This window comes from Nostoc sp., assembly GCF_036919815.1.
In the GTDB taxonomy this organism is placed as follows: domain Bacteria; phylum Cyanobacteriota; class Cyanobacteriia; order Cyanobacteriales; family Nostocaceae; genus Nostoc.
In genome coordinates this window covers 1-13,924 of record NZ_JBALCE010000009.1, presented here as the reverse complement: position 1 = coordinate 13,924, position 13,924 = coordinate 1, and the positions used below count along the sequence as shown (strand labels likewise).

Here is a 13,924-nt window from a genome sequence, read left to right as displayed (position 1 = left end):
TTGGAAGTTTAATCATGAGTGAGTTTAACCGCCCTATTGAGTCCAAATCGTCAGAGCGCTCTAACGGCGCTTCTGACGATGATGTAGACAACGAAGCAGATAAGACAGTTCATGACCTATTGCGGCAGTTCAATCGGAGTAATGCTGCCAAGACATCAACCGATCAATTGACACAACACTCTAGTATCCGAGACTTACTGGCTTATGACAACGATCGCCATGACCAACCTGCTAAAGCCCTGTTGCTCTTGACCCAGCAGGAGGGTGAGCTTCCACCAGGTACTTTTGCGCCCCAAAACCCCATACTTCAGGAAGTCCTAACTCCAGCCGTCAATACTGTTCAGCAAGCAGCAGAAGATTTAGAGTTGCTTGCACAGATGGTTTGCGATCGCATCAGTCCGCATCTAAACCCTGAGATGGAACGTAGAGGCTTCCATCAAAGCAACCGAATCTTTTCGCACCAAACGATTACAAACGATCAGATAGACTCTGCAAAGAGCGCTTTATCTTCCTCCAAATCTGAACAGTCAACAGATGTACTAGAACAGCTGACCCAGGAAATCGAGCAGCTTTTGCACTATCGTCTAATCCACGAGCGCGAGCGACGGGGACGATTTGTAGGCTGTTTACCCTGGTAATTTTAATGCATTCAAAAGGTTGAGGAAAACGCAATGAAACTTGAAAAAGCAAAGCTGATAGTTCATAGTGACCCCAGCGGACAAGCCAAAGATATTGAGTTCATGTTTAATCCGTCAGAACTTGATTTTACTCGGCGAATAATTTGGGATAGTGATGTAGGCAATCGGGGAAGCACTTTATTGCCAAAGGTGAATTTTTCTGGGGTAGAACCCTATTCGTTTACATTACAGAATTTGTTATTTGATACTTATGAAAAAAAGACATCTGTTCTTAAAGACTATATTAACAATATTAAAAAGGGTGCAACGACTCGTACCAATGCTCATGCTCGTCCGCCAGTCTATATCTTGACCTGGCACGATAGCTATTTTCACTGTGTTATGACGAGTTTGAACTATCGACTCACTCTATTTCTGGCTGATGGCACTCCAGTTAAAGCGATCGTTAATATTGCGCTCGAAGAAGTCGATCCTGAAAATATACCGGGGGGAAAGACACCTATAACAGGAGCCATTGATAAAAGATTTCACTAAATTCTAAAACCTGCTAAAGGTTATCTCAATCCAAGAATTTACTTATCCCACATGTCAAGGGAACAATCTCTAAATTTTTGCCTAACAATACTGAGAGTATCTTCCAATGTCTACCAAAAATAGTGAAACCCTTTATTTATCCAAGCCTATACTCAGACTGGGTGGAGCCAATGCACCAGATGAACTAATGAAGGACATTCTGGAAATCATTGTGGATGAAAGTTTACATATGCCAAGTATGTTTATTCTCAAAATCCATAATGTCTATGTCGCCGCCAGCGAGAAAAGCGAGACATGGACAAACGAAAAGTACTTTAAAATTGGCGATCCGATCGCGATTGGATTTGAGGCTAGTACGACAGAAGATCCTGAATTTCGAGTGGGTGAAAAAGAGCAGCGGTTAATTGAGGGCGAAATTACAGGTATTGAAATCAAATTTTCCCATGGATCTCAAGCCCATATTATTGTGCGCGGCTATGACGTTTCCCATCGACTGCATCGGGGTCGCTACAACCGATCTTTCTTAAACTGTACAGATAGCGATATTGTGCGGCGTGTTGCTACCGAGGCGCGGATTAAAATTGGTCAAGTGGATATGAGTGGTGTCGTCCATGAATATGTTTTCCAAGAAAATCAAACCAATATGGAGTTTCTCCGGGAGCGCGCCGCAAGAATAGGGTTTGAACTCTTTGTGCAGAACAATAAGCTTTACTTTCGCAAGCCCAAAAGTGAAGCCTCTCTCAAGCTAGAGTGGATTAAAGATATTACTAGCTTCGACGTAAGAGTTACCAGTACTGAACAAGTCAGTTCGGTCGAGGTTAATAGCTGGGATTATAGTCAGAAAAATTTAATCTCAGAAACCGCCTCAAAGGAACAGTTAGTCACGGTGACGGGAAATGGAGACGGGAGCAGCATCAGTCAAGATTTTAGAATGAAGCAACCGACGAAGATGATTGTAGTAGACCAACCCGTTAACAGCCCCGAAGAAGCAAAGCAAATGGCTCAAGCTCTCTGCAACGAGCTGAGCGGAGAATTTGTGACGGCAGATGCTAAAGCTGAGGGAAATCCAAAAATTCGACCTGGACGAGTCGTTGCACTTGCCGATATGGGAACTCGCTATAGCGGTGATTACTATATTACTGGAACCTGTCACCGCTACAGTCGTAGAGTTTACAAAACTGATTTTACAGTTCGAGGGCTGAGAGAAGGTAGCTTACTTTCTACACTACCGCCCAAAACCCATCTTCAGCCTGGTCAAACGAATTTAGTCGGTTTGGTGACTAATAATAATGATCCAAAAGGTTGGGGGCGCGTTAAAGTAAAATTCCCTACTTTAACCATGAAGGATGAAAGCCATTGGGCTAGGGTGGTAGGGCTAGGAGCAGGCAATGAAAGAGGATTTTATTGCTTGCCTGAGATCGACGATGAAGTTCTGGTTGCCTTTGAGCATGGAGATATTCATCGACCCTATATTATTGGTGGAGTTTGGAATGGTAAGGATAAAACAGTTGAAACTGTGGATGACACAATTCAAAACGGTCAAGTGAGACTACGTACCATCAAAACCCGTGCTGGTCACATAGTAAAATTTGTTGATGATGATAAAGGTACTGAAAATCGAGGATATTATGTCCAAACTGCAACTGGTTCTGGCCATCGCCTCAGCTTTAATGATACAGAAAAATTTATCGAAATAGAGACTGCTCAGGGGCAAACCGTCACTTTGAATGACATTGATGGCAGCATAAACGTCAAAGCTAATACAATGATTAATAATATTGCTCCTCTTTCTATAGATTTGGAATCTGATGCAATTACTAATAACGCAGGTGGAGAAATTACTAATATCGCAGGTGGTGGAATTAGTAATGTCGCAGGTGGTGAAATTGGTGTTGTCGCAGGTGGTATAATTACTATTGATGCAGGTGGTATAATTACTATTAATGCAGGTGGTGCAATTGCTATTGATGCAGCTGGTGCAATTACTATGAATGCAGTTGGTGCAATTACTATGACTGCTAGTGCTATTTTGCTGAATGCTCCCGCAGTCACTGTACAGGGCGTACCTATTTAGGTATTGAAGAAAATCACAATCTAGACTGCTGAATCCTTTTTTACAAGCGCATAAGTTAATTTCCGTCACAGCTATTAAAAAACTAGAAAGATATATTCTCAAGCTATCGTTACAAGGTGAATTCGTGTGACGATAACTTGACAATATAGCTTGACTGAAAATAGAGCAACATCTTCCGATGGAAAATTAACTAGTGCAGCACGGCAAAAATAAGTGACCAGTATTTGAGGACGTGTAAAATACTGATAAACTTAATATGACAAGTTAGTTATCGAGGGGAGGCGAGCAATGCCCCAACCAATAGCAAGGGTAATCGCATTATCAGAGAAACAAAGGCAGCTTCTAGAACAGATAATTCGTGCCCACACAAATCCTTATCGATTGGTGCAACGGGCACAATTGATATTAGACGCTGCTTCAAGTATGAAAAATACAGAGATTTCGTTGTCGTTACGACTAACACGAAACCGCGTCAGACTATGGCGAAATCGGTTTTTAGATGCAGTTACATCATTGAACCAAGCAGAGTCTGAGGGTATAGATGATGAAGCGTTATGCAGAAAAATTATTTTGGTTCTTACGGACGAACAGCGACGGGGTAATCCAGGGAAATTTAGTCTCGAAGAAATAGTACAAATTGTTGCGCTTGCCTGTGAACTCCCAGCAACTTCAGAACTTCCAGTAACGCATTGGACACCAACTGAACTAGCTCGTATTGCAGTCAAACGTGGAATACTTACAGAAATTTCACCACGCAGTGTGGGTCGTTTTTTAAAATCAAGTGATGTTAAAAGCACATCTAAATCGTTACTGGCTAAACGCAAATCCGAAAAACCCAGAAACATTTAAACAAGAGTTTAATCAAATTTGTCAGCTATACCAACAGGCACAAGAATTAAAGAGCCAGAACATAAATATTATAAGTACTGATGAGATGACAGGTATTCAGGCTATTGAAAGAGCCTATCCAACAGATATAATGAAACCGGGTAAAATCGAACTTCAAGAATTTGAATATATTCGACATGGAACACTTTCTCTGATCGCATCATGGGATGTAGCGAATGGAGGGATATATCATTCTACTGTTGCTCCAACACGCAATGAAGATGATTTTAACTGCCATATCGCTTCAATTATAGCTACCAAACCATCTGATGGATGGATTTTTGTCACCGACCAACTCAATACTCATAAGTCTGAGTCATTAGTCCGACTTGTAGCAACAAGTTGTGGTTTAAATGTCGATTTGGGCATTAAAGGTAAATCTGGCATTTTACATTCAATGGAGTCTCGTGCAGCTTTTTTGACTGATACAAGCCACCGTATTCGCTTTGTTTATACTCCAAAACATAGCTCATGGCTTAATCAAATTGAGCGGAGCCGGAGACGCTCCGCCTCCGGTGTTGGTTTAGTATACTGGTACGTCGTTTACTTCGACGTGGCAATTTTACTTCAACATTGGATCTTAAATGCCAAATTTTGAGTTTCATTGATTACTTTAATCGGACATTTGCAAAGCCATTTGTTTGGAAGTTTTTAGGCTACCCCAATACTGCTTCGACTGGTTAGTTATTTCTGCCGCGATGCACTAGTATGCTGGATACGACTGATTACCTACTATAAAAACCTAATTATATTGGTGCAGGAATTGCTTTTCCCTTTCCACATCCCATGAAAAGTCAGCTCCCAGAAGAGCTGCATCAGGTTTATTTTTATATACTTCTTCACTTGAAACCCTTAATCTTACTGGGTTTATTTATGCAATAGCGCCCCCTTCAGACTGTAAATCGATCATCTGTTTGCGTTTCCAAGCAAAATGTAGGATATTTATGCCTAACTCTTGAGCAGTTCTGATGTCAGTTCGCGATCGCTGCAATTCTTCATCTAAACCCCATAATCCGCCCAGATTACCGATCACCAGAATAATTCCTCCGCCAGACAAAAGTTGAATTCTAGTTCCATCCATTATTGGCAACGCAGAAAATAGAAACGGCTTTATCCGCAAGGGATGGTCACGACGGGCTTCTTGTAAAGACTTTAGTGGTGTCTGCAAATGTTGAGCTAGTGCCTGGACTGATTGAATCAGTTCTGTACTCTGGGCGGGGGCATCGACCAGCAAAGTGCCCCCCGACTTCAGGTAGCTTGAAAGCTTCGAGAATTGATGGTTGTTTAGCGATAAACCCTGATGCCCAGTCAGATATAGCAGCTCGTAGGGATGCAAATCTCCATCCCAAGTGACAGGATTGACAGTTTCTGCACCTTTTAAGGATGGATAAATATCTTCAACAGCACGTAGTAAGTAAGTGAGATTGAAAAAATTTCGGCTACAATCTTCATCATCAGAGTTAATTTGAGCAATTTGAACCAAGCCTTGGGGTCTTGCCTGGGCTTGACGGCGATAACGCAAGTCTAAATCGCCGTATCCCGGAAAAAAGATATCGGCAGGTGTGCGGAGCATTTCCTGCTGCGATCGTCGCAGCAGAATCCGACAAAGCTCCACATCTGAACGTTCAGGGGGACGGCTTCTCTCGTCAATTCTGAAGGTTTCCTGTACAACTTCCTGATCGGGGTTTCCCCCCAGGCGATCGGGATCTCGATACTGAGCAACCAAATAAACAGTGACAGGTTCCGACTCCTTTAACTCGGTTGCGATCCGAAAATTGATTTGATGAGGCACGACAATTGGATTTCCTTCTAAATCAATGGCAATTCCCGGCTGAATTTGCACCCAGCGATTGTCTCGATATTGAGCGGCAACTTCTTCTGGGGCTGGAATTACCCGTACTCCTAACCCGCAAACAATCCCTGGCTGATTGATTGACTGATAGTGAAGATTTTGGCGTTTGCGCTGATAGTCATGGGCGCGTTGCCAACGCTCGGCAGTTAGGAGCAAGCCATCTCTAACTTGTTGGCGCTGCATGGGGGCGATAGTAGGGTTTGGAAAAGGATGACCCACAAAAATTTCTCCAATTCGATTGAATAAGTTTCAGGTGAATGCTCAGTAATTTTCTGTTTTTATCTGGTCTGTTTCTATCCGCAGGCTGTAGGAGCAGAATGCAGGTTTCTCCTGATCGATTATTCGCCGGACTAGCTGCTCATCGATTGGGCTATTTGGCTGGGCACGCAAGCGGACATCAAAATGATAGGGCTTGCCACCGCCTATAACCGCATCTTCTCCCACGTAGGCTAGTCCAAATACACATCCTTGACCAAAGGGTTCGGTAATGCTGATTGATTTATCTTCTTCCCGGTCAATTTGTTCATCGAGCGATAAACCCGTATATAAATGTAAATAAAATCGAAGTCCCTTACGGGTTCCACGACAGCGATAAATTTCTACGGCACGTCGAATCAGCCGCCTTTGATGGGTTAAATCTAGCTGTGCATCAATTGGCCAGTCTACCCAGTGAGCTAGAAACGGCAGGAGCGCCTGAGGTGCAGTTAACGGGTCTAGATGCGCCCACATTGAACTGAAGCTATTTACTACCGGATCGAACGCTTGCTCAAAGATTTTGATGAAGCGATGAATGTAGTCAACTTCTTGATAGACTATTGGCAAAAAAGCAGTATAGCTACTCCGCGGTCGAACATTTAGCTCAAAATTGGATTCTTGAATCGGATCTGAACTTGACCCTTGACTCAGGCTTTGGCTAGCATAAATCGACAGACAACCTCGAAAGTTGAGTTGGTTTCCCTTACTTCCCTGAAGCGCATTTTGACCCTCAAAAAAATCGTTAGGAATCAGAAACCATAAGTCAGCATGTCTGCTTTTCTTGGCAGCTACTTCTAGCGTTACAAGGTTGATCGCAGCCTCCATTGCAGTGCCTGACAGTTGGGCCACTGAGTTCTGCTCTGGGGCTGTCCCGAATTCAGGGGCGCTATCAGCATCCGTCTGCACCTGACACCATTCCAAAGGGAACGTCCCATCTAGCTTTAAGGTGAGTTGTTGAGGTTGAGACTCCCAGTTTTTAATCTCAAGGGCAACCCGACAGAGTTCTCCCGGATGAACCACAATTTCAGATTGCGCTTGCGAGCCTTCTATGGCTTCAGATCCAAGCATCCGACTGCCTCCTTGGGAGGCGGTCGCAGAAATCTGCATGGGAGATATCTGAAGACTAGCTGATTTGGAGGTAAGTACTGGCACCATACCCTAAATCCTCACTGCAGATTGGTCTGTCAGAACATTCACACTATGTCCTGTGCGTGCCTGCGGATCTGCCCAGGAGCAGAGTAAACCCAAAGAGCCTGGATCTATGTAGTTTACAGGCGTTGTTTGCCTCTGCCAAGATTCCCCATTTTTTTGAATAGGAAACAGCAAGATAGCGCCCAAATATTGAATCCCTGCTATTTGCTGAAGCAGAGCCATTATGTCTGACGGGTACAGAGGGCGACCAAAAGGCCAGCCTGTCATCTCTACGCCGCCAGTTAAAGGATTGAGGTAGCGATAGAGGGCGACTTTGATTTTGTGGATAATCTCGGCTTGAGCGCTTGGGTTCTTATAAGCAGGCTCTAGGGTGACTTCGGCTTGAACCGATACGCCAAGATAGTTGGGCTGCTGTAGCTGCAACTGAATGCCTAGCAAACGTCTTTCATCTAGATACTGCAAGACCCGATCGCGCAGAGCCGAATTTAAATTGAAGTTGTCTGGAGCAATCCCGTGTCCTAGTTCAATCAAATCGGTATTGGCTTGAGGGACGACGCACACGCACACGCTCCCGGCAGTTTGGCTGGCAGACATCGGTAAGCACAATGCGCGGGCGATCGCACCGCCACTGCCTTTAAGAGTTAAGGCTTCAAAATCTGAAGCAGTGACAGCTCGATCGTGCGATCGCAGCATTTGAGGCGCTCTCAAGACAGCCCGCTCAAGAGACTCGGCATTAGCACCGTTGACAGCAGCATGATAATTGGTCACGCGGTCTACATAAGGAATTGCCGTCTTCATAAAATTCAGCGTCTTCGCCTGCACGTTTCCCTGTTTACCGCCCCCGGTACGATAGGTAAACATAATTTCAGCACCACGAGGAGGAATTGCACCATACTGTTGCTCAATCATTTGCTCGTGAAGGTCTCGACTAGGCGATCGATCTACTGGCAGCACTTGCTGTAGATAGGCGCGAGTTTGCGTTTGCTTCTTAAGCGTTTGAGGTTCTCGAATCAATGGCCCAAACTGAATACTACCTGCTAATGCATCAACGACGTAATGCCGATCCTGGGATTTTGATTCAGCAAAGTCTTCAACCTCCTGCCAGATTTCGGGGGGCTTCCCAAGAGGAAGAACAAGCAGTTGCTCCTCTCCCTGGCGTTCCAGAATAGGCGCAGTCTCAACTTCAAAGCTCTGCCCCGGCTTCCCGTCGCTGATACCTAATATTTCCTCCTGTACCAGAACGCATTGACTAGCCTGCACCGATCCGCCAATAGCACGCATCGCAATTGTTTTAATTCGAGGAGAATTTGAATATCCCGGCTGGCGTGCGCCAGATTCGATGAGGATGCAGCGAATCCAACGACCTCGGTAGGCATCAAAACTAGATGTAGGCCAGCGTTCGGGCAGATGTAGAATCACATCACCGCCCTGCTGTGAGCGATCGCCATTTCTTGTATTCTCGTTAAAGCTAAAGCCATTGGTGGTGTCGTCTGCTTCCTGCAAAAGCACCTTTATCCATGACTCGCCGTCCCAGGCTTCCCAACTGCGGGGAGGATGGTTCGGATCGATGCCTGTAGGCGTACCTTGCGCCCCTGTGAAGGCGATTGCCAAAACATTTCCTTCCAAGGGGGTATCAGGCTCAATCACGAGATAAAAGCTATTGCCAGACTGCGGCTTTTGCGGAAATAGTTTGAATTCGTGAGTCACTGCAAGACCGTCATGTTGACGATGCCATTCCCCGGTGCGATCTTGGAGCGATTGAGGAGTATTACCCGCCTCTGGTGCGGACAAAATATGTTTTAAGGTCGGTTGAGCGATTAACAGGTCTCGATCACTAGTAAAAACAATGGCTTCCTGAGTTTCAGTGCGCTCTGTTGCAACTTCTGTTCCGCGTGGAATGGTGTAGTTTTCTAGTAAATGAGTGCTGAGGTAGAAAGTCAGCCTAACTTGAGCTGGGGCTGGCGGCTGTAGACGGATTCCCAATAGTTCTAGAAAAGCTACATAGTTTTTACGGGGAACCTGATTAAATCGCATCAGCATCTGGTCGGTGAGCCAAGCAAATAGCTCGACTAGGGTAATGCCAGGATCGCTGAGATTATGATCGGTCCACTCTGGACAATAACGGGGAATACGCAGCAGGCATTCTTCTACTAAATCGTCAAAGGTGCGATCGTCCAGACGAGAACTGGGAAGCTGAGGTAAAAAGTCAAAGTTCACGATTACTCCACCTCTGAACCTAAATAGAACGGGTAGACAAAACTGTAAAGGTCGGGATGAGATTTGAGGCGATAGTCAATGACAATATTGACGCGCCCAGCGATCGTGTCGGGATCGGCGCGAACTTCATCAACGTCAATTCGAGGCTCCCATTTTTTTAATGCTTCCAGTACGTAGATCCGAATTCTTAGTAAAGTATCGTTATTTAAGGGGGCAAAAGCTAGTTCTGATAAGCGACAGCCAAAATCAGGGCGGTAGACACGTTCGCCTAAATCAGTACGCAAAATTAACCAGATTGCCTCTTTAACCTTCTGAGCTTCAGCACTCAGCTTGAGTCCTCCCTGTACATTGCTTTGCAAGGGGAAAGATAAGCCTGTACCTAAATATTTATATAACGACTCATTTATTAGGTTTGCCATTTCATCGACCCTAAGCTTCGGTTATAACACTTAGAGTATCTGGCGATCGCAGAAATTATATCAGCCTAAGGTCTATATGCTTAGAAAAGGGCTGAAAGTAGACTATAAATACACTCTAAAACTAAAATCGAAATGCTCAAGCTAAAAAAGAATACGAATTAGAAGGAACTATCTTAAAGTCGCAAGGAAATTATTTGGTAAAGAGATACGCTCTAAATTACTGTATCTAATATGAATGGCACTCAGAAAAGCTGAAAGCAACTCTAGATAAGCACTACAAGCATTAATACCATTTAGCAGTGGACAAGGGAGAGATCGCTCCCTTGTCCACTGCTGTGGAATGGATGCAGAAACAGTGAAAGGGTTGCCCAAAGCTGTTCATGACACAAAACACCAGCGAATTTATCGCACTTTACTTAAAATTATTGTTCACAAAGCAGTTAGCGTAGACGCATTGGCGCAGTTTCTCTACGAGAAGCGGCTTGTCGTCAGACATCGCCCTGCTAGGAGTGAAGCACGAGTCAAGAAACAAGCTTACCCTTTGATGACAAAGCCTCGGCATGAATCACGCAAGCAATTGCAAACTACTGAAACCACAAACCTTACAGCTTTTCTTAGTGGCATTCGAGTTTGACCAGAATCAATCAATAGCTAAATAATTTCATTCCGAATCAGACCCGTAAGGGTACTGCAAATTTCCTTCTACCTTCTGATAATCGCCATTACAGTTTACTTTTCCGTCATTATCCATTGACCAGTATACACCCTTATCGGTATTATCGAGTGTTTTCAACTTTTCGTTAAAAGCCGCCAGTGCCTCTTGATTTTGAAGGAGTTCTTGCGGGGCTATCCAGCCAGGAAATACATTACCATGAGTCCCTGATGTCATAACCTCATGTCCAAGGTCTGCATATACATATTTATTCAGAATGGCATGGGACCAGTGACAGAATAAACAGTCTTTTTGTACTCCTCCAACATATATATCTTTCTTTTTGTCCCCACTCTGTCGATTTTCGTTTGCATATTTCAATATTGGCTCATGTAAAGCCATCTCGCCGTGCTTGCTTCCATTACTTGATTCAGGCTGATTCAATTGAGACCAAATCATTGAATTATTTTCTATCGCTTGCTTGATTTCACTTAAATCACCACTTTGATCTTCTTCCGAGTGGTACCTGCCTTCTCTTAAGGCTGATAATTTTGAAATATCTTGTCTAATCCACTGATTACCTTTCTGTGATTTCTGTTTTGCTTCTGGTGCGGTAATCTCTAACATTTTTTCTTCGGCTGTCGTGGAATTCGCCAAACTCACGTTTTTCTTTCCTGAGTTACCTGCTATGTATATATCTTTACCTAGCTTAACTGAAGCAAGGTGTGGGGTTTTATCCGACTTCCGCTGAGGTATTTTAGCATGAAGCAGTCGACCGACCCTATCTAACATTCGAGTAGAAGGATCTCGATGGGAATCCGTGGATTCTCCCATTTGAACGTCTGTACTTGGTGGATTGATGCCAACTTCAGCATCTTTATACTTGGGGACTTCTCCTTGTATAGGATTAGCAGATGGAGCAGGGCTGAGTCTTTCCAGTAAGTTGCTGCGTAGCAGCTTAGATGAAGAGAATGCCTTGCTCCCATCCGTTTTGGGCGTTTTCTTCTGGGAACCGGGCGTTGGCGAGCGCTCAGAACTGTCCCTACCGCGCTTTAAACCTCTTTCTTCAGGTGTCTGTTGAGAATAAGTCATAATGATTTGGAAATATAGGATTAGCTAGCAACTATATTCTGACAAGTATGAATATATTTGAAATCAGACCTAAGTCTACTGATATTTCATAGTTTGCTGAACTAGCATGAATTTAATTAAAGCCACTTTCTAATGTCGTTTCAACTATGAGGTGAAAATCATGGAATCAATTGGATACTTTTTTAGGAGAGTTTTCGGCGGATTTATTGATAGGATATCTGATCAAATGAGATACAAGATAACCGATATTGCTGAATCTAAAATCAGAGAAACGGTTGAGAAACCATTTAATCAAAGTGCAACAACCAGCCAGCAAACAACAACCGAACATCCAGATAGAAACACAAAATCTTAATTAAAAATATGTCAGCAAAGAACAGAGCGATCGCTCTGTTCTTTGCTGTCTAATAATATTTTAAGCACCCTGGTTTCTGTTTTATCTAAAAATAAAGTTACAAAACTAATGTTCTACCTCTAGATTCACTTGCTAACTAAACAAAGATGAGTTTCATGCGTTGCGATTTAAATTGAAGTATGGTTCAATTCAACTTGTAAGCAAATCAACCGCTCTTGACCTAGCTGTAATTTATCTCCATGACTCAATGGATGGGGTGCTCCACGAGGTAATAATTTATCATTGAGGTAGCTACCGTTTAGGCTATCATCAACAATCATGTAAGCTTGTCGAGCAAGATCCCAGTAGAGATGAGCATGGGTGCGAGAGACGATACCTGCATGGGGCAGTCCTGTTAAATCGATTTCAGGCCGCATCCCGTTAGAGAGATTTTGACGACCGATGACGCCAGACTCCTTAAGTAATAGAAAACTTTGTTCGCTAGGATGAAGCAACTTCAACTGAGGACGCTCCTGACTATTGATTTTTGATGAGAGCTGGGGCGAAGGAGTCGAGGTTTGAGCATAGCGGGCTGCCGAAGCTACCATAACAGGGGGTTGTACTGCCTGTGCTAAAGAAGTACCGCACATTGGGCAGATATTAGCGTTGTGAGGTAGTACCTGATTAAAGAAAGAGCAGCTTGGCTCTGGACAACGATGAGTTTGGATTGCCATAGTAATTGCGCTCCCTAACGATTCAGAATAGATGACGATAATGTGTAGTTTTTAGGTGGATTTTGCAGAGGCACAAGACCCGCTTGCTGAAGGAGATACTGCCCATCTTGAGTTTTGAGAAAATTAGCGAAGAGTGGCCCTGATACATTCCCAGGCAAATTATTATCTCTAGGATAGGCAATAATCAACGGGGCGCTGAGTGGATAGGTTGCTGTATGAAAAGCCGATATATTAAGTAAGGGCTTTTTCTCTAGACAGAGATTGTCTGATGGAGAAATAGGTTGCATTGTGCCGTTGGTGGTCTCTTTTAGCAGGGGCTGTACTGGGTCTACATTTTCTTGGGCAATAGCTAGGGGGTAAATCTTGCATTGATCCCAGGTTTGGGTCAATAGTCCGAAACTAATTGAGCCAGCTTCAGTTTTTTGCGCCTGCTTTTCTCCAACTGCGATGGAGCGCAAGGTATCAAAGGTTGAACGTTGCTCAATCTTGTTAAATTGGGCAATCAGACTCTGATCGTTGCCTAAAACTTTTTGTTGGAACAGGCGTAATGCTTCAGGTTCCATCGGTCGATAGGGTTTGATCGGCAAATCAGGAAAATTTGAACCTAGCTGTTTCCAGTTGGTAAGTTGCCCTGTAAAAATTTGCTGCAATTGGGCAAGAGTGATCTTGCCTTGCAATGCACTTGGGAGATTTTGACTTTTATAGGCAGGTACATAGACTAAAAGACCATCGTAGGCGATCGTTTGCTGAATTAACCCTTCGGGCAGTTGGGTTGATAAACTAGCGATCGCAAAATTTGCCTTGGCGTTCGCTTCGAGAACTTCATTGAGTGGAGACCGTTGAGGGGCATAAGTTCGGTAGTTAAAAATAGCTGCTATATCCAACTTTGGCTGGGTCAGCAACGCTCTAATTTTGCGATCGCTCACGGGCTTCTTGTCCAAGACTGTTGTCCAAGTTCCCAGCCCTTCTCCCGTATAGGGATACTGTCCTGGTTGAGTCGATGGGGGATATTATTCCCCGCACCTCTCAGTTAAATCTGGGCGTGCGACTTTCACCGCACCCAGCTTCCGATGTTCTTAGCTT

At 44.0% G+C, this 13,924-nt stretch carries 14 protein-coding genes; 7 read left to right on the top strand and 7 right to left on the bottom strand.

Translation table 11 applies throughout. From position 1 onward, the window contains the following. Window positions 1-14 precede the first annotated feature (14 nt). From V7K15_RS02600 to V7K15_RS02580, 5 genes are all read left to right on the top strand, one after another. Window positions 15-638, top strand: coding sequence for a hypothetical protein (locus tag V7K15_RS02600; protein WP_334902762.1), 624 nt, complete (start codon window positions 15-17; stop codon window positions 636-638). A gap of 33 nt (window positions 639-671) precedes the next feature. Further along, window positions 672-1,172 (top strand): CIS tube protein, encoded by a 501-nt coding sequence (locus tag V7K15_RS02595; protein ID WP_334902760.1) that lies wholly within the window; start codon window positions 672-674, stop codon window positions 1,170-1,172. A gap of 106 nt (window positions 1,173-1,278) precedes the next feature. Next, window positions 1,279-3,246, top strand: a complete 1,968-nt coding sequence (locus V7K15_RS02590) for a VgrG-related protein (RefSeq protein ID WP_334902759.1) — start codon at window positions 1,279-1,281, stop codon at window positions 3,244-3,246. 288 nt (window positions 3,247-3,534) lie between these two features. Next, window positions 3,535-4,095 carry a helix-turn-helix domain-containing protein gene (locus tag V7K15_RS02585; RefSeq protein WP_334902757.1) on the top strand — a complete coding sequence of 187 codons (561 nt, stop codon included), beginning with the start codon at window positions 3,535-3,537 and terminating at the stop codon, window positions 4,093-4,095. Continuing rightward, on the top strand, window positions 4,031-4,732 hold the full coding sequence (locus tag V7K15_RS02580; protein WP_334902755.1) for a transposase: 702 nt from the start codon (window positions 4,031-4,033) through the stop codon (window positions 4,730-4,732). The genes V7K15_RS02585 and V7K15_RS02580 overlap by 65 nt, the downstream gene beginning before the upstream one ends. Before the next feature lie 273 nt (window positions 4,733-5,005). Here the strand turns inward: V7K15_RS02580 and V7K15_RS02575 are convergent, their stop codons facing one another. The 4 genes from V7K15_RS02575 to V7K15_RS02560 are packed head-to-tail and all read right to left on the bottom strand — an operon-like array spanning window position 5,006 to window position 10,029. Further along, on the bottom strand, window positions 5,006-6,205 hold the full coding sequence (locus V7K15_RS02575; protein ID WP_334902753.1) for a DUF4159 domain-containing protein: 1,200 nt from the start codon (window positions 6,203-6,205) through the stop codon (window positions 5,006-5,008). 42 nt (window positions 6,206-6,247) lie between these two features. Further along, a complete protein-coding gene (locus tag V7K15_RS02570; protein WP_334902752.1) occupies window positions 6,248-7,396 on the bottom strand; it encodes a phage tail protein in 1,149 nt (382 codons plus the stop codon). 3 nt (window positions 7,397-7,399) lie between these two features. Next, window positions 7,400-9,610: a putative baseplate assembly protein gene (locus V7K15_RS02565; RefSeq protein ID WP_334902750.1), complete on the bottom strand. Its 2,211-nt coding sequence runs from the start codon at window positions 9,608-9,610 to the stop codon at window positions 7,400-7,402. Between the two features lie 2 nt (window positions 9,611-9,612). After that, entirely contained in the window at window positions 9,613-10,029 is a 417-nt protein-coding gene (locus V7K15_RS02560) for a GPW/gp25 family protein (protein ID WP_334902748.1), read from the bottom strand. A 340-nt stretch (window positions 10,030-10,369) separates the two neighbouring features. Here V7K15_RS02560 and V7K15_RS02555 point away from each other — a divergent pair, with 340 nt between their 5' ends. After that, a complete protein-coding gene (locus V7K15_RS02555) occupies window positions 10,370-10,663 on the top strand; it encodes a hypothetical protein (protein ID WP_334902747.1) in 294 nt (97 codons plus the stop codon). Between the two features lie 27 nt (window positions 10,664-10,690). On the opposite strand, the gene V7K15_RS02550 is transcribed toward V7K15_RS02555, so the two are convergent. Further along, the gene (locus V7K15_RS02550; protein WP_334902745.1) at window positions 10,691-11,773 is read right to left on the bottom strand and encodes a hypothetical protein; all 1,083 of its coding nucleotides are present in this window, start codon (window positions 11,771-11,773) and stop codon (window positions 10,691-10,693) included. A 160-nt stretch (window positions 11,774-11,933) separates the two neighbouring features. Between V7K15_RS02550 and V7K15_RS02545 the strand changes: the two genes are divergently transcribed. Beyond that, entirely contained in the window at window positions 11,934-12,128 is a 195-nt protein-coding gene (locus V7K15_RS02545) for a hypothetical protein (protein ID WP_334902743.1), read from the top strand. Window positions 12,129-12,295: 167 nt separating this feature from the next. Here V7K15_RS02545 and V7K15_RS02540 read toward each other — a convergent pair whose 3' ends face one another. Both V7K15_RS02540 and V7K15_RS02535 read right to left on the bottom strand, forming a co-directional pair. Next, entirely contained in the window at window positions 12,296-12,841 is a 546-nt protein-coding gene (locus V7K15_RS02540; protein ID WP_334902742.1) for an FHA domain-containing protein, read from the bottom strand. Between the two features lie 14 nt (window positions 12,842-12,855). Further along, window positions 12,856-13,782 carry a PstS family phosphate ABC transporter substrate-binding protein gene (locus tag V7K15_RS02535; protein WP_334902740.1) on the bottom strand — a complete coding sequence of 309 codons (927 nt, stop codon included), beginning with the start codon at window positions 13,780-13,782 and terminating at the stop codon, window positions 12,856-12,858. Window positions 13,783-13,924: the final 142 nt, after the last annotated feature.

Excerpts from the sequence above, each read along its gene's own strand:
- V7K15_RS02600 (WP_334902762.1), top strand. The coding sequence starts at position 15 with ATGAGTGAGTTTAACCGCCCTATTGAGTCCAAATCGTCAGAGCGCTCT.
- V7K15_RS02595 (WP_334902760.1), top strand. The coding sequence starts at position 672 with ATGAAACTTGAAAAAGCAAAGCTGATAGTTCATAGTGACCCCAGCGGA.
- V7K15_RS02590 (WP_334902759.1), top strand. The coding sequence starts at position 1,279 with ATGTCTACCAAAAATAGTGAAACCCTTTATTTATCCAAGCCTATACTC.
- V7K15_RS02585 (WP_334902757.1), top strand. The coding sequence starts at position 3,535 with ATGCCCCAACCAATAGCAAGGGTAATCGCATTATCAGAGAAACAAAGG.
- V7K15_RS02580 (WP_334902755.1), top strand. The coding sequence starts at position 4,031 with ATGTTAAAAGCACATCTAAATCGTTACTGGCTAAACGCAAATCCGAAA.
- V7K15_RS02570 (WP_334902752.1), bottom strand. The coding sequence starts at position 7,396 with ATGGTGCCAGTACTTACCTCCAAATCAGCTAGTCTTCAGATATCTCCC.
- V7K15_RS02560 (WP_334902748.1), bottom strand. The coding sequence starts at position 10,029 with ATGGCAAACCTAATAAATGAGTCGTTATATAAATATTTAGGTACAGGC.
- V7K15_RS02555 (WP_334902747.1), top strand. The coding sequence starts at position 10,370 with ATGGATGCAGAAACAGTGAAAGGGTTGCCCAAAGCTGTTCATGACACA.
- V7K15_RS02550 (WP_334902745.1), bottom strand. The coding sequence starts at position 11,773 with ATGACTTATTCTCAACAGACACCTGAAGAAAGAGGTTTAAAGCGCGGT.
- V7K15_RS02545 (WP_334902743.1), top strand. The coding sequence starts at position 11,934 with ATGGAATCAATTGGATACTTTTTTAGGAGAGTTTTCGGCGGATTTATT.
- V7K15_RS02540 (WP_334902742.1), bottom strand. The coding sequence starts at position 12,841 with ATGGCAATCCAAACTCATCGTTGTCCAGAGCCAAGCTGCTCTTTCTTT.